Source organism: Mycobacteroides franklinii, assembly GCF_002013895.1.
Taxonomy (GTDB): domain Bacteria; phylum Actinomycetota; class Actinomycetes; order Mycobacteriales; family Mycobacteriaceae; genus Mycobacterium; species Mycobacterium franklinii.
In genome coordinates, this window is sequence record NZ_MAFQ01000014.1 from 1 (window position 1) to 15,274 (window position 15,274).

Sequence of the window (15,274 nt, forward strand, 5' to 3'; positions counted from 1 at the left end):
GCCATTACGGCTCCAAGACATTGTTGGTCGAAGGGGTCAGCGGCGCCGAGCTTGCCGTGCAGCTCGGTGAAGCCCTGACTGACATCGTGGACCGCGCCCGTGCGCGCGGGCTGGCGCTGAGCGCCCGGGCCCAGGATCTCACCCTCATCGATGAGGCGGCGTTCGATCCCGGCCTGATAACCGAGGACGATCGGCGACCCGAAATCCCGGCGTACACGCTGCGATACAACGAGCTGACCAAAAGCATCGAATACTGGGATCGCACGAGTTGGCAGCCGAACAAGACTCCGAAGGCCCGCATTGAAGAAACCCGGCGCCTCATCGAGCTGCGCGACACCGCCGATACGCTGATTCGCGCCCAGCACGATGGACGCCCTCAGGGTGAGCGCGAGCAGCTACGCGGGCACTTGAACCATTTGTACGATTCCTACGTCGCCAAATACGGTCTGGTGAACCGCTTTACCTGGGTGTACCCGAAAGAACCCGACCAGGTCGCCCACGACAAGAAGGTCGCCGCCGCCGAGGCACGCTGGCGTAAAGCGACCGGCACCAAGGACAACCCGTACCGCGGGCCGGTCCCAGAGGAACTGGCCGAGCAGTGGGACCTTGAGGGATGGGAAGCGCCTGCGCCGCACAAGAGGCGAAGCCACCTCGACGGCGGGATGCGCAACGATCCGGGTTGGACCACGATCGCGGCGCTGGAGTCCTTTGACGAAGACACCGGCAAGGCCACCAAGGCGACGATCTTCTCCACTGACCAAATCATTGCCCGCACAGACCAGTTGACCGCCGACACCCCCGAAGAGGCGCTGGCGATCAGTCTCGATCGCGCCAAGGGCGTCGATATGGCGCTGATCGCCCAGCTGCTCAATGTCTCTGACGAGGACGCCCACGCACTGATCCAGGGGCTGGTGTATCCGAGTCTGGATGACCCCGACGAGTTGGTCCCGGCAGTCGGTGCGCTGTCGGGCAATGTGCGCGAGAAGTACGAGGCGGCGTTGGTGGCCGCCGAGACCAACGAGATCTACCGGCCCTACGTGTCCGCGCTACGTGAGGTCATTCCCGCCGACCGTACGGCAGCTGAAATCACTGTGCGCCCGGGCGCGGCGTGGGTCAGTCCACAGATTCATGCTCAATTCGCCCGAGAGACCTTTGGTTTGGATTCGATCACCGTTGAGCACGTCGCGGGGCGCTGGGTTGTGGATCTGCCCAAGTATCAGCGTGATAGCGCTCTGCTGACCGAAACCTGGGGCTTAGAGCGTGAGGGCGCCGATGCGGCGAGTCTGTTTGAGGACGCCTGCAATTCGCGTAGCGCGGTCTTCCATGACGACAAGGGCGAGCTGCTCGCTGAGACAACGTTCGCCGCCCAAGCTAAGGCAGACAAGATCGTCGCCGAGTTCGCGCGGTGGGTCTTCGCCGACGAGGAGCGAGAAAGCACGCTGGTCGCCGAGTACAACCGGCGTTTCAACTCCTACGTGGCGCCCACCTACGACGGCAGCCATCTCGCGCTGCCTGGCTTGTCGGACCATTTCGTGCCGCACTACTATCAGCGCAACGCTGTCGCGCGCATAATCAACGAGCCCACAACTTTGCTGGACCATGTGGTCGGCGCGGGCAAATCTGGCTCAATGTTCATGGCCGCCATGGAATTACGGCGTTTAGGGCTTGTTCGGCAGCCGTGGTTAGTGGTTCCTGGACACATCTTAGATCAGGTCGCGATCGAAGCCAAGCAATGGTATCCGGCCGCCAATATCCTGCTCGGGGCCGCCGCCACCAATCCCGAGGGTCGGCGGCGGTTGATCGCCCAATCTGCCTCGTCGGATTGGGATTTAGTGATCATTTCGCAGTCGGCGTTCACCAACATCTCGGTGGACCCCACGGTGCGTGAAGCCCATATCGAAGGCCAGCTCGATAACTTGCGTGAGCAGCTGGAGACCAGCGAGTCGGTACGTTCCAAGAAGATGATCGAGCGGGCCATCAAGCGGGCCAAAGAGAAGCTGGACCTGCTTTCAGAGCAAACCGGTAAGGATGTCGGTCTTCGCTTTGAAGACACGGGCTGTGACTACTTGCTAGTGGACGAAGCCCACTCATTTAAGAATAAGCACCGCATATGCAACATTGACGAATTGTCCTGCACCACAGCGGCAGAACGTGCCGAAGACCTTTCCTTGAAGATGTCGGTGCTGCGCCGTATGCGGCGCGACGAAGCCCGCGCTGCCGGAGTGCCGGAACACAAGATTGTCGAGCGTGTAGCGACCTTTGCCACCGGTACACCGATCGCCAACTCGCTGGGGGAGCTGTGGGTCATGCAGACCTACATGCGGATGGCGCTGTTGGAGGCGGCCGGTGTCGCCGACCTGTCGGACTGGGGTGCGACGTTCACCGCGACGCACAGCACGATCGAGGTCAACGCGACGGGAACCAAGCTGCGCTCGGTTACCCGTGTCGGCAAGTACACCAACCTGCTCGAACTGTTGGCGCTGACCAACTCCTACACCGATGTCGTCACCCGCGATCAGGTGCCGGTGCCGCTGCCGAAACTGGTCGGCGATCGCCGCCAGGTGATCAGCATCAAGCCGAGTGTGGAGACTTTGGATTTCATCGCGGATTTGGGTTGGCGGGCTGATCATTTGGACCCCAAGGCTCCTGATCTGGATAACATCCTCAAGATCGCCAATGACGGGCGCAACGTATCGTTGGATCCTCGACTTGCGGGTCTGGCAGCCCCGGAGATCACTCGCGCGGCGGTCGTGGCCGACGAGATCATGCGGGTTCACCTGGAGCACGCCGACCGGCAGTACCGTGACCCGATCACCGGAGCGCCCACCGAACGCACCGGCGCGTTGCAGATCGTGTTCTGTGACCGAGGTACGCCGTCGAAGAACTCGCGCCAATTCACTATCTACCAGGCGATCAAAGATGAACTGGTCGCCCGCGGCATGCCCGAAGAGCAGGTTCGATTCATCCACGAGGCCCGTAAACCCTCGGAAGTCACAAGGCTGCGTAACCAGTGCAACCGCGGTGAGGTCTCTGTGCTTTTGGGTTCGACAGAGAAGATGGGCACCGGCACCAACGTCCAATCTCGTTTAGCTGCACTGCATCACGTGGATGTTCCATGGCGACCGGCCGATCTTGAGCAGCGTGAGGGCCGCATTATCCGGCAGGGTAACCAGAATGATGAGGTTGAAATCCTCTGCTATGTAACAGAATCGAGCTATGACACCGTGATGTGGCAGACGGTGGAAGCCAAGGCGCTGTTCATAGATCAGATGCGGCGCAACACCGTTCGTGACACGGAAATAGAGGATCTTTCCGGTGGGGACATCGGGGCTGCGGCAGCAGAGACCAAGGCGATCGCCACCGGGGACCCTCGCTACATCCGGCAGGTGCAGCTCGACGATGAGGTCAGACGCCTTGCCGCCATGGAGCGGGCCCACTACGACGCCGCCCGTAACCGCGACAACAGAGTCCGCTATCTGCAGAAGCAGATCCCCTGGTACGGCGACGCTCTTGAGCAGCTGGGGCCGGTCGCCGAGCAGGCCGCGCAGATGCGGGCCCTGGAGCAGGCGCCGCAGGTGCTTGTCGATGAGGTGCGGTATAAGAGTTCGGCTGAGGCTGCCGTCGCGGCGGTCGTTGAACTCGATCGGATCTACTACGTCGCACGCGATCAATCATCGACTCAGTTCCTGCCCACGCGGATCACGATCGCAGGCCACAGAGTGTTGGCAGCACGCAGGTTCGGTGACGGCACGCTGCACGTGATACTCGGGGTGGCCACCGCGAACATCGGCTCAGGCTCTAAGGAGATCGAGCACTCCAAGATCAGCGCCGCCCGCTACGAGACGGAGGCGGGCAGCCCCAAATCCCGCGGTATCCTGCGCCAGCTGGAGAACATCTTCACCGCACTGCCTGAGCATGCTCACGGCATTCGAGCCACACATGAACGCTGCAAACAAGATCTGGAAGACCTGCTGAGCAACCCGCCCGGGGCGTTCGAGTTCGCCGACGAACTCGCCGAGAAACAGACCGAGTTATCCGCGTTGACACTGGATCTGAAACTGACAGCCGAAAGCGCAGAGGCCAAGGCCAAGGCGGCTGCCGCTGAGGAACGGTTGGCCGCCCGGGGCCGCAAGCCGGGCTGGACGCTACTGCTCAACCCATCACCTGCACTGGTCATCAAGAGCGGGTACGAGTCGGCCGCTGATATGCGGGCGGCGGTGCGCAAGATGGAGCACCAGGCGGCACGCGAATACGAGATGACTCACCGAGGTGATAGCGCCGAGGTGGTGGCCTCGGAAAAGCACGACGAGTCCACCCGGGTTGGCATGGAATACGGACTGCTGGCCGATGCTTCGGCGCGGCCCACACGCACGCCGCGGCGCAACCTGCAGCGGCTTGAACTGAGCGACAAACAGGGCGCTGTGGCTGCCGTGCTCGCGCGATCGCCTTACAGCCTCAATGTGTTGACTGGTGCCTCCGCCGATACCCGAGCAGTGCTGGGAGCCCTGGCCGGTGCGGCACGTACGGGGGCCGAACCGGTCGCGGTCGTGTGTGCAGACGGTGCCGCGCTGGCGTCGGCGATCGACAGCGGTCTGACCGAATCGGGATTCGTGGCCGGTAAGCTTCCCGCGGCGCTACACGGGGCGTGGGTTCTCGTGCCCGATGCCCAGCGCTGGCAGCTGCACGATACCTACGAGTTGGCGGCGCGTGCACGCCAGCAGAACGCGAAGCTGATCCTGGCCGGTGATACCGGTGAGGCTCAATGCTCTGCACTGTTCGGCGCTCTTGCCCATGAGATTCCTTGGACTCAAGCGCTTTCCGATCGGGCCCAGACCGCGCAGAACAACAGTGCGGGGTTGCTGCTCGATCGACTGGCGCGCAGCGCCGATGAGAAGTTCCAGCACGGCGAAGAACTCACCGACGCTGAGGAACTGGCCAGCCGACTCAATGGCAAGCGTGCCGAAATTTCGCGAACGCGACACCGCGAGTACGAGCGGTGGCAGGCCATGCAGCGGCGTATCGCCGAGGCCCGCGAGCGTGATCAGGACGGCCCGGACCTGAGCCGATAGAACGAGCTGAGTTCACCAGCTCCATTCAACGTGGCCGGTGTGCTCGCGAAGGTCGTCACATTCGACCGCCGAAGGATGGGCAGGATCATCGCCGATCAGAATGCCCGAGACGGTCGCGATAAGGGCCTCGTTGGTGATGTGGGAGACAATCAACCCTAAGGGGCACAACACGATTCTTGCGTCACGTGACACCGAGACAGCGACATCGAGCATCGGGATGTGCCCTGCGGTGCACACTGCCGTGTATGCGCTGCGCACCCGCGCCCACTGCGGGCCATTGGTGAGGTGGGCTCGGTCGCCGTCGGTGAGGACCAGAAACTCGGGGTGATCGGTAAGCAGACTCGGCCAGTCGACGGCGCCCCAGATACGCACGATCTCGGGGTAGGGGCCGTCGGCGGCCTGCAGCGGGATACCGAAAAGGGCGGTGTTGAACCATGACGGTAGTGCCGAGTGCCGTCCGAGAAGGTAGTCCCCGCCGAGGTACTGGCCCGACCCGTCTGGCTGGGGACCGCGGTACGGTACCAGTGCGGCCAGGAACTGCTCGCGCAGTCGAGTTGCCTTGGGGGGAAGGACATCCTCTGTAGACGGCGACTGCTCTGAGGCGCGAAAGACGCGGCGAAAGCAGCCTTCGATGCTGGCGGGCTGGGTGCGCGGGGGTTCGTGTGACATTGGGGCCTCTGTCTTCTAGCGTGCCATCACCGCGATGTGATACAGGTCAGCCGTTGATTGATCGCGCCGAGTGGAAGATCGCCGGAGAGGTGACTTCATCGGGTCCGAAGATCACCAGCGTGGGGTCGTCTTCGGGTGTCGGCGGGGTAACGGGCCACCATTCGGCTGAGCCGTCGACGGCAAGCCAGCCGTTGAGGATGCCGTAAACACCAGCTGCCAGGAAGGTGGCGGGGAACTGAGCCAGTATCCACGGGCCGACGAGTAGCTGAGCGACGCTATCGCCTTGCTCGTAGAGCCCGATGAGACATGTTCCGAGTGCGGCAGCTGTCCATAGAAGAGCCGGAATCGGGTAGGAGCGCAATCTGTCTGGGATGAATCGGATGAGGGCGTTGTAGAGGCCGTATCCGGCCAGCCAGCCCACGGGGGCGGTTAGCGACACGATGGCGACGATCAGCACGTCTACGGCGCCTACAGCTGTGGCGGTTCCGGGGATGCGGGCCAGGATCGGGTCCATCACCTTGTCGTCATGCGGATCTGGCACAGCCACGGCCAGCGCCCGGGCGCGGTCGCGGATCTGCCGGTTGAGCAGTTCGGCACGGCGTTTCTGGAAGCCAAAGGTGTACTCGTGCCGGGCGATCCACGCGCGTCGGGCACCGTCATGGCGGTCAGGCGGAATATGCGGCATTCCCTCTACACACCTCCTGATAAACATTCAATCGTTTACGTGTTGTGTCGCGTGCGTCAGTGTGTCATGCTCGGTTTATGAAGGCAATGGCTCTGATAGGTGCGGTACTGCTGCTGATGGGCGCAATGTTCCTTGCGTTCGTGATGTCGCTGGTGTCGGTGCTCGTGAATAACCTGGTGATCTTTGGGTTCATCGCGCTGGGCGCCCTGCTGGTGGTTGCTTACAGGCAGAGCAAGGAAGGCCAGGCCGCCAAGGCCAAAGCAGCCCCGGCCGCCACCGCCGACCCGGGTCTGCTGACGGTGTGGGACCCCTACACCGGCCAGTACTTGCAGGTGCAGGCCGTATTGCGTGCTGATGGCAGCACGGTGTACATGCCGCTGGTTCCGGTGACACCTGCAGGCACGGTTTCGGCCCCCGCTATCGGCGCATCAGGTTGGGCGCACCGATGACCACAGCGTCGCAGTCATCTGACTGGGTAAAGACTGTTACCGGGTGGCCTTACGCGGCTGCCGAGGACGACAGCCAGGCCGACGATGACAGCGGACGCGAACTCGATGACGACGAGTTCGAGGATGAAGACGCCGAGGACGACGAACAAGAACACGACCCGCAGGACGACGAGCAGGACCCTGCCCCAGACGATGACAATCCGGTCTCCGGCGACGAGCTGTACGGCGAGCCGTTCGGATCTTCGGCGGCGGCGATTACCCCAGTGTCCAAGGACGAAGAAGCGCCTCACCCCACACAGCGCTTCGATGCCAAAATCGCACTGGGTGTCGCCGCCGTCGTGGTTGGCGCGCTGCTCGTGATGGTGATCGGCGGGGTTTACGCCTTCAGCAGCTCAGAGGGCAAGTCGGAGGCCGTTCCCGCGGCCGGGGTGACGCTGGTGCCCCCGCCCGCGCCTTCCACCTCGGCAGCTGAGTCCCCGCAGGGCATCGACAAGCCGCTGCCGTACGACGCTGAATGCTTCAAGTGCCCCATGGGTTCCTCGCCCGGGCAGGCGATCGCTACTGGCCCACTGATCATCGTCCGCAAGGGCCTCGACGGTCAGGTGATCAAAGTCTATTTGGGCAGCAAGGAACAACGGCGCAGCTTCCGGGTCACCGGAATCGCGTTTGAGCCAGGCGCTTTGACGCTGGACGGTCAGGGAAAGGACCAGTGGGATCAATACCGCGTGGTCTCACTGGTGCAGTTCAACTTCAACGACGCCAACCACACGCCCATCCCGAAAGAGACCGGCAACGTGCACGGCGAGGTGACGGTGGACGTTCCGAACCTGTTGGCCTCGGAGATCACCATCATCATCCGGCAAAGCTCGCGCCCACCAAAGACCCCGCCACCAACCGGCAGCGCACCCGCACCCGGGCAGGGTGTCTTCACGGGCATTCTCACCGACGGAGCTCCACAGAGCGGACCCGATGACGGATCAGAGTTGTTCGGCCCCGGTGGAGGCCCACAAATGCCCGGCGATCCTGTTGACGCCAAGGTTGCGATCGGGAATCTGAAAATCATTGGACACGAGCCACTCTGATGCCGAACAAATGGCCGACGCGGCTCAAAACAGCGAACAAGAACAGCGGTCCGCTCGGGCGGTACGCCGAAAGGGCGATGGCCTTCCTTGGCGGTGGCGCCGCCCTGTGGGGCTTCTTTTTCAGCACACCGGTCAACACCGTGGCCCCAGCCCGGGAAGCGGTCAACACCGCAGCGGTGGCCAGCAGCTTCGCACAGAAATGCGTGTCGGCGTGGCTGACCGCAACCGCGAGCGCCCATTCGGAGCTTTCACACTGCACCACTATCAGCCCGGACGTGAAGCTGCCCGCGACCGCTGCCGCCGTGATTGATGCCCCAACGTTCGTCGCGATCGACTGGAGCGGCGCGGCGGGGGAGAACAGCACGGCCACCATGTTCTCGGTCACCATCGGAGTCTCCGAACGTCCTTACGCTTCAGCGGCACCCACACAGGCGTTCTACCGCGTGCCCGTCGAATGGACCAAACAGGGCCCATGGATGCCCAGCATGCCGTCGCGGGTCGCCGGGCCAGGCGCGGGCGCATCACTGCCTACCGCATACCCGATGAATATCGGCGCCAATGACCCTCTCTACAACCTGATTTCAGGATTCCTCACCGCATATCTGACCGACAAGGGCGGGCTTGACCGATTCGTCACCAGCCAGTCGGGGCTTTTGGGTTTGGGTGGGGTGTATCGAGAGGCGACACTGACCAATCTGTCAGCGACCACGATGCCCAAGGCCAACGCCAAAGAAGGCGATCAGATCCGGGTTCTGGCGCAAGTGCGTTCCACCACATCGCAGTTCGCACCGGTGTTGCAGAGCTACCCATTGACTCTGGCATTCACCAGCGGCAAATGGTCGGTGGCCCAGATTGACCGGGTGCCGGTCATGTCCAGTGACACCGCGCCCGCACCGATCCTGCCCGCAGGATCTCCGAAATAGCCAGCGCACCTACAGATTTGGACGGAAAGGACACACCGATGGTCGAGCACTTTGAAGCAGCAGGCAACCTGTTCGTGATCATTCCCAGGACATGGGAACAAGCCAAGATGAGCCTGGCGGTGCTGGCTGTCTTCGGCGGCGTCCTCTCGGCCATCTTCTCCTGGAAAGAGGGACTGGCCTCGGTCTACGGGAAGGCTCTCGGCGGCATTGGGCTCGGTGCGATCATCCTGGGCGCGATGGGTATCCTGTTGACGCTCAAGCAGACCTCCGATTCCACGGGCCTGACCACGGGCGGCATCTCGTTCAACGGCGAAAAGGCTGCGGTCGTGCAGCTGCGCAATGGTCCCAGCGGTGTAGATCTGGAGAATGGGCACGCTGTTCTCCAGGTCGCGGCCTAATCCCGGTCTTGCCCAATGGGTATCGCTGAACGGGCAGTCGCCCGCGTCTTTTCCGATGTGCGCGACTTCCCGATCTACGTCTCGCATATTGACGACAACACACGCTTATGGTTCTCTCCCTGGCGTATCTGGGACGGCGCCGCCGCCATCATTTTCGGTGGCTCCACCGGAATCCTGGTCTACAACAGGCTCGATGAAGGCGGAACCGTCCCGATTGCGCTGTTCGGTACCTGCCTGACGATCCTGATGGTTGTGCTGGCCCGGCAGGTACCCATCAGCCGTCCATCACCGATGTACCGGCTGCTGTGGTGGGTGCAGTGCGTTGTTGGGACCCGATCCGACGGCGGTAAGCAGCTCGCTGCCCCGGAAGCCATTGACGGCAATATCGTTTTCACCAAGGGTGGCGTCTACGGCGTGTACGTGCTGGCCGGTGCCGCGTCCTCGGCGCTGGCTCCGACGCGTTTGGTCAAGAGGATCGCCCAGTGGCATAGGCGCCTGGTGCAGAACATGCCCACACCGATGGTGTTCACCGGCAAGGTCGCACCGCTGCACCCCAAAGCGATCATGCAGCGCATGCTCGGGCCCTACGCGGACCGGCCCGGGTGGGAGCAGGAAGTCCGCGACTGGGAACCGTATCTGAACATCGAGCCCATGTACGAGACCGTGTACATGCTGCGCATCCCACTGGACGGAGGGTTGCAGGGGCGCACCTCCACCGGCGTGCTGCGGCGGGCCTGGCGGGTTCTGCTCGGCGTGGACGAGGAAGACAGTAAGAGCTTGGCGGGCTACCGCAAGCTCAGCGCCCAGATCCAGGCCAAGATCCCCAAGCAGCTGCGGCCTCGCCCGGCCACCCCTTCGCAGATTCAGTGGTGGCGATACCGTGAATTGACCTCCGGTGCCGCCGATATCGCCTTCCCACCGGATGGGTTCGGTCCGACACGGATGCAGAAGGCTGACCTTTTCCCGGAGGTCGAGTTCGACCTGGGGGACCAGAGGGGCGCCTACGAGCGCCGCGTGAAGAGCATGCCGTGGATGCCCAAGTTCATTTTGCGTCTCATTCCGAGTTTCGCGCCGATGCTTCGGGTGCAGGCCAAGGGATTTCCGTCGAGCTATCAAGCGCTCCTGCCTATTGCGGAGCTGCCCAGAATCGGTATGGCGTTTCCCGGCTCGGACTTCCTCAAAGCCATCGAAGACATCGAGTTCGATGGCGACGAAGACGAGGCGCCGCCAACCTACGACTGGAATCAGTACGTGCAGACCCGCCCCAGCGAGCGGGCATTGAACACCGTTGATTCGGCCGAACGCAACCTCAAAGACCAGTATGTGCAGCGGGCCGGACACAAGTCCGGCGATGACGACCTGATCGAGCGGATCGTTTCGGCCCGTGACTACAACAAGCTGTTGCGGGCCAATAAGCTCGAACGCGAGTGTGAGACAACGACAGTCCTCACGGTCGGTGCCAGCTCCTCTAAGACGGTTCATGCGGCGGTGCAGAAGCTGCACGACACCTTCGCCGAGATGGAGATCGCGCTGGCCCTGCCGAAGGGCGCTCAGCGTGATCTGCGCAAGATCGGCAACCCGGGCGGTGAAGCGGGTGCGCCGACAGACCAGTTCGGGCATCCCACGACCACCAAGAACTGGGGCATGTTCGGCTCGTTGGTGACCACCACCTTGGGCAATGACACCGGCATGCTGGTCGGGATCAACCAATCGAGCAAGCGCCCAGCGCCGGTGCTGATCGACCCCGAGGGCGCTCCGGAGCGGCGCCATCCCATGGGCTTCATCGTGTACGGGCCTCCTGGAGGCGGCAAGTCGATGTTCGTCAAACGGTCGGTGCGCTCGGGGCTGTTGAAGGGCACTCGATTCAGTATTGATGATCCGGGTTCAAAGATGGAGTGGCGTAAAGCATTCGGCGAGTGGCCTGGCGCGATTGTGCAGGATCTGACCAAGCCGACCGTCACATTCGACACTCTCCGGGTGTTCCCGCGGGAGACCGCTGTCGAGCACTTCCTTGACCACATGGTGCCGACGCTGGGATTGGACCCTCAGGGCAGACCCGTGCGCCAGGTACGCCAGCTCCTGCGCCCTGATGAACGTGTCGCCGAGACCACTCCGGGGCTGCTGCGGTACTTGAAGTCTCTGCGCGGGGAGGACGCGGAGCGCTACGAGGAGCTGACCGACGCCCTGGACGCGGCGTCCACGATCGACTACCTGCGGGCGATGTTTGATGAGAGTCTGCCGGATTGGGATCTGCAGAACGCGCCGGTGGTGATCTGGCTGACCCATGCGATCGAGCTACCTGACGAGGCCAACACCAACGAGCACCACCTGTATCAGCGCCAGACGCCTCGGGCTCGCGCGGGCATGGCGCTCTACGGGCTGATGTCCACGATGACCCGCGAAATGTACTCAACCTCACCGGAGCCCGCGATCGCGGTCCGTGAGGAGTCTCGGATCTTTCATCGCTCCCCGGCAGGGCAGCGCGAGTCCACCCGCATCATCACCCAAGGCCGCAAGGAAACCATGGGCCTGTACGCGATCGATCAAGACTTCGAGACGTTCAGCCACATCAAAGAGCAATACCTGCCCACACGCATCATCACACCGTACGAGCATGAGGAAGAGACCAGGAAGATGCTGGCGCACAACGGTATCGATCCTGACGAGTACCCCGCATTGCTGGAGATGGAAGTGGTGGACGGCCACGGCTACGCACTGTTCATCGATGAGTTCCGTCGCGCGGGCTTGATCGACATGCTTCAACCCGCGCAGCAGGAGCTGGTGGATCTGTGGGACACCAGCACCCGGCGCGAGCGGCTCCGGGAGGACGCATGGGCCTGACACAGCGCTGGGCGGCGTTCCTATACACGCACCCCCGGATTCGGCGTATTTGGCTGACGTACTGCGTGATGTGGTCGGCCTCCATCATGTCCGTTGCGATGGCCCCTCGCGCCAGCGCCGCGATCATGGCCGACGTGCTGTCCTGGACGGGCCTGCACGACAGCTACGGAGTGCCGATCGGGCAACACTTCGTGTCCCTGGTGCCGGTGCTTGAGGCCATCCGCGAGCAAGCCCCCACGGTCACGGCCGACCCCACGACGTGGCCGACCGCGATCGGGCACTGGGCAGGAACATGGATCACCTACCAGCAGATGGGCATGGTCCTTGACGCGGAAGCCACGATGTTGTGCACGCTGGTCGCGTTCACGATCTGGGTCGTTCGTTTCGCGCTCTCAGCGGCCTGGCTGGGCTGGCTGGTGGAGTTGGCCCGGCCCCTAATGGCACAGATGGGGGCTGTGGCGAACCGGGCGTATCTGGCCCCGTTCGCTTTCCTGGCGGTCCTGGCTATCGGTGGACTCGTCGCCCGCCGCGACGGCTACGGCCGGGGCTTCGGCATCATCGCGGGGGGCTTGGGCATCATCGCGATCGGTTGGAAGTTGCTCGGCAACGATGCCAACGACGTGCTGGGCGAGGACGGGATTCTGGGTTTCGCCCGCACCGCAGGGTTCAGCGTCTCCCAAGGCGTGGCCCACAACGGCGCCCTATCCAGCGGCGGCACCGCAGGCCAACTCGAAGTGCTCTCCACCCGTTTGGTGGACGTGCTGGTACGCCATCCTATCGAGCAGGTCACTTTCTCCCAGGTCATCGACAACATTCCCGGGTGCGGTGCGGCCTACTCCCAAGGACTGCTGTCCGGGCAAGATGCCGCACCGGCGCACGCGATGGCCAGCTGCGACTCCAGCGGCAGCGCACTGACGGCGGCCCGCATGCTCGATTTCACCGTGGTGTTCGCCTTCGCCTTCGTCATCGCCTTGATCAGCCTGATCTGCCTATCACTGAATTTCGTGAGCATTGAAGCCTTCGCGATTGGGGCACAGGCATTTTGGAACGTACTGATCCTGCCCTATGCGGTCATCGCCGCCGCCCCTCCGGGGCCGACACGCGATTACGGCAAGAGCCGCGTCAGCACTGTCTTCAAGCTCGGTGTCCAATACTTCTTCGCCACCTTGGGCGTGGGCGTGCTCGTGGTGATGATGTACAACGCCTCAAGTCCATGGGTCGCCCAGACCATCAACATGACTCACCCGGTCGCCCAGCTGACCGCGATGATGATCCTGGCACTGTCCGGGGCGATCGGCTTCTTCTGCCTGGTGCATTCACTCGGACGGCGCACCGTGGCCGGAATGGCGTGGGCAGCCACAGGCGGCAGAGCGTTGTCCATGATCAGAGGCGGCAAGGGCCAGAACAAGAAGTCCGAGATCGAACAGAAACGCAAGAACGTCGATGATCTGGTGGAGCAGCGCCGCCGCGATAACGACGCGCGCAGAAACCGGCCCACCGATGGGGAGACCGAATCGGATCTGCCCGCGCGGCGCCCCCTCGCCGACGTAGGCACCCAACAGATAACGGTCGGCTCGCGCCCGAAAATCACTCCTGCGCAGGCTAAAACAGCTGCCGACGCCGCCGCTGCGGGCGGCCTCACCGGAACAGCCACCGCACTCTTGGAGCGCCGCACCGTACGCGAGACGGTTCAGGATCACCCCAGCAGGTCAACGTCCGGGAAGAGCAGCAGCGGGGCAACGTCACGCTCGGACGGCCCGGGCAAGCGCAGCACCAAGACCTCCGGGCACTCCGACACCGCCCGCGACACCCAGCTGCAGCCGTGGCAACGGCCACTACCGGACATCGACAGCGGTCAGGGCACCGACCCGGACGACCATCCCGGACGCCACTCACGCCCGCCATCAGGCAGCTAGAAACAGGAGGGACATCACACCATGGACAACAGCCTCACCGCCGACGCGCTACACCGGCCGATACCGATCTTCGGTGGTCAGCAGCCCGTAGAGCAGGTCCGCGAAGCCTACTGGCGTTTCGACAGCCTGATCCAGTCCTGGTGGTACATAAGGGCATTCGCCTACCGCTCTGAGGACCAACTGGCGTACATGTACGCCATCACGCCCCGCCAACGTGCGGTGACGATCCTGTGCCCCTCCCGTGATGAGGTGCCAGAGCTGGCATGGGAGTTCATATCCACCGTCCGCGACATCGGCTTACGCAGCGACCGCGACGAGCAGAACTACCTCGCCGATCTACGGCACGCCATCTACTCGCATCCTCGATTCCCGCTTCCGGCAGTGCAATACCAGACCCGCGCCATACCCGGCGTGGATGCCGCCGCGCAGCCCGCCGTGCCGGTGCGGGTCGCCTACTGGATGGCCGCCATGCTGATCGACGTGTACGGATGGGACGTGCATTCGATCGGAACCCCGATCGCCAGCGGCGGTTTCATCGCATCCATCCCCGAGGACACCACCGCGATCTACCCCAAGGACAGCGACCTCGACGGCACAATCGCGCCCGCATTAGCACGCATCCTGGGCAGGTTGAGCCCGGCCGAACTCGACCAGCTGCGGCATCTTCTCGCCGTGGATGTCCCCGCCGCCACCCGTTCTTCGCAAGCCGAGTCCCGATGAGCACCAACACGAAAGGGCACACCATGATGCGGTTCTTGACAACACTGATCACCGCAGCAGCCGTTCTGACAACTGCCGGATGCGGCGACGAATTTCAGGACCACGACGTACCGCCCGGGCGCGGAAATGACCCGATGCCCATCAGAACGCCCCGGCCGTCAAAAGAGGAAGAGCTGCCCAAACGCCCACACTTCCCGGCCCCGGTGGCTCAACAGCGCCTGTGTGGAGCGTTCACCGTGATCGACAGCCTCGCCGACAACACCATTTCACCATCGCCGACACCCGGTTCACCGGTCGAGCATCCCCGCGGCGACCTCATCGCACTGGCCAACGCACTGAACACCATTGACCGCAACGAACTGCCCAAGCCGTTCACCTCGGCGATCTACGCACACGTACACGCCTTGACCTACCTCGGGTCGCTGATGAACCACAACGCCAGCGGCGACGACATCGCCGCGATGACCGCGATGGTCGGGACGACCGGCGACACCGTACGTGCTCTCTGCGACGAATAACCAC

11 protein-coding genes are annotated in these 15,274 nt (G+C 63.2%); 9 read left to right on the forward strand and 2 right to left on the reverse strand.

Going from position 1 to position 15,274, the window contains the following annotated elements; all coding sequences use genetic code 11:
• The coding region (locus B4393_RS21535; protein WP_078335820.1) for a helicase-related protein at positions 1-5,069 on the forward strand (5,069 nt) is incomplete at its 5' end.
• Between the two features lie 12 nt (positions 5,070-5,081).
• Here B4393_RS21535 and B4393_RS21540 read toward each other — a convergent pair.
• Both B4393_RS21540 and B4393_RS21545 read right to left on the reverse strand, forming a co-directional pair.
• Entirely contained in the window at positions 5,082-5,738 is a 657-nt protein-coding gene (locus B4393_RS21540) for a hypothetical protein (protein WP_078335821.1), read from the reverse strand.
• Positions 5,739-5,784: 46 nt separating this feature from the next.
• Entirely contained in the window at positions 5,785-6,423 is a 639-nt protein-coding gene (locus B4393_RS21545) for a hypothetical protein (protein WP_078335822.1), read from the reverse strand.
• 77 nt (positions 6,424-6,500) lie between these two features.
• Here B4393_RS21545 and B4393_RS21550 point away from each other — a divergent pair, with 77 nt between their 5' ends.
• The 8 genes from B4393_RS21550 to B4393_RS21585 are packed head-to-tail and all read left to right on the forward strand — an operon-like array spanning position 6,501 to position 15,270.
• A complete protein-coding gene (locus B4393_RS21550; protein WP_083069939.1) occupies positions 6,501-6,872 on the forward strand; it encodes a hypothetical protein in 372 nt (123 codons plus the stop codon).
• Positions 6,869-7,954: a hypothetical protein gene (locus tag B4393_RS21555; protein WP_078335824.1), complete on the forward strand. Its 1,086-nt coding sequence runs from the start codon at positions 6,869-6,871 to the stop codon at positions 7,952-7,954. Before B4393_RS21550 ends, B4393_RS21555 begins: the two co-directional genes overlap by 4 nt.
• Positions 7,954-8,877 (forward strand): conjugal transfer protein, encoded by a 924-nt coding sequence (locus tag B4393_RS21560; protein ID WP_078335825.1) that lies wholly within the window; start codon positions 7,954-7,956, stop codon positions 8,875-8,877. Before B4393_RS21555 ends, B4393_RS21560 begins: the two co-directional genes overlap by 1 nt.
• 38 nt (positions 8,878-8,915) lie before the next feature.
• On the forward strand, positions 8,916-9,275 hold the full coding sequence (locus tag B4393_RS21565; RefSeq protein WP_078335826.1) for a hypothetical protein: 360 nt from the start codon (positions 8,916-8,918) through the stop codon (positions 9,273-9,275).
• A gap of 15 nt (positions 9,276-9,290) precedes the next feature.
• Positions 9,291-12,116, forward strand: coding sequence for an ATP-binding protein (locus tag B4393_RS21570; RefSeq protein WP_078335827.1), 2,826 nt, complete (start codon positions 9,291-9,293; stop codon positions 12,114-12,116).
• Positions 12,107-14,032 (forward strand): hypothetical protein, encoded by a 1,926-nt coding sequence (locus B4393_RS21575; RefSeq protein WP_133052572.1) that lies wholly within the window; start codon positions 12,107-12,109, stop codon positions 14,030-14,032. The genes B4393_RS21570 and B4393_RS21575 overlap by 10 nt, the downstream gene beginning before the upstream one ends.
• 21 nt (positions 14,033-14,053) lie before the next feature.
• A complete protein-coding gene (locus B4393_RS21580) occupies positions 14,054-14,752 on the forward strand; it encodes a hypothetical protein (protein ID WP_078335829.1) in 699 nt (232 codons plus the stop codon).
• Positions 14,749-15,270, forward strand: a complete 522-nt coding sequence (locus tag B4393_RS21585) for a hypothetical protein (RefSeq protein WP_078335830.1) — start codon at positions 14,749-14,751, stop codon at positions 15,268-15,270. Before B4393_RS21580 ends, B4393_RS21585 begins: the two co-directional genes overlap by 4 nt.
• Positions 15,271-15,274 lie beyond the last annotated feature (4 nt).

What these genes read in the sequence shown, in the direction of transcription:
- B4393_RS21575 (WP_133052572.1), top strand. Translation starts at nt 12,107, where the DNA reads ATGGGCCTGACACAGCGCTGGGCGGCGTTCCTATACACGCACCCCCGG.
- B4393_RS21555 (WP_078335824.1), top strand. Translation starts at nt 6,869, where the DNA reads ATGACCACAGCGTCGCAGTCATCTGACTGGGTAAAGACTGTTACCGGG.
- B4393_RS21560 (WP_078335825.1), top strand. Translation starts at nt 7,954, where the DNA reads ATGCCGAACAAATGGCCGACGCGGCTCAAAACAGCGAACAAGAACAGC.
- B4393_RS21565 (WP_078335826.1), top strand. Translation starts at nt 8,916, where the DNA reads ATGGTCGAGCACTTTGAAGCAGCAGGCAACCTGTTCGTGATCATTCCC.
- B4393_RS21570 (WP_078335827.1), top strand. Translation starts at nt 9,291, where the DNA reads ATGGGTATCGCTGAACGGGCAGTCGCCCGCGTCTTTTCCGATGTGCGC.
- B4393_RS21550 (WP_083069939.1), top strand. Translation starts at nt 6,501, where the DNA reads ATGAAGGCAATGGCTCTGATAGGTGCGGTACTGCTGCTGATGGGCGCA.
- B4393_RS21540 (WP_078335821.1), bottom strand. Translation starts at nt 5,738, where the DNA reads ATGTCACACGAACCCCCGCGCACCCAGCCCGCCAGCATCGAAGGCTGC.
- B4393_RS21580 (WP_078335829.1), top strand. Translation starts at nt 14,054, where the DNA reads ATGGACAACAGCCTCACCGCCGACGCGCTACACCGGCCGATACCGATC.
- B4393_RS21585 (WP_078335830.1), top strand. Translation starts at nt 14,749, where the DNA reads ATGAGCACCAACACGAAAGGGCACACCATGATGCGGTTCTTGACAACA.
- B4393_RS21545 (WP_078335822.1), bottom strand. Translation starts at nt 6,423, where the DNA reads ATGCCGCATATTCCGCCTGACCGCCATGACGGTGCCCGACGCGCGTGG.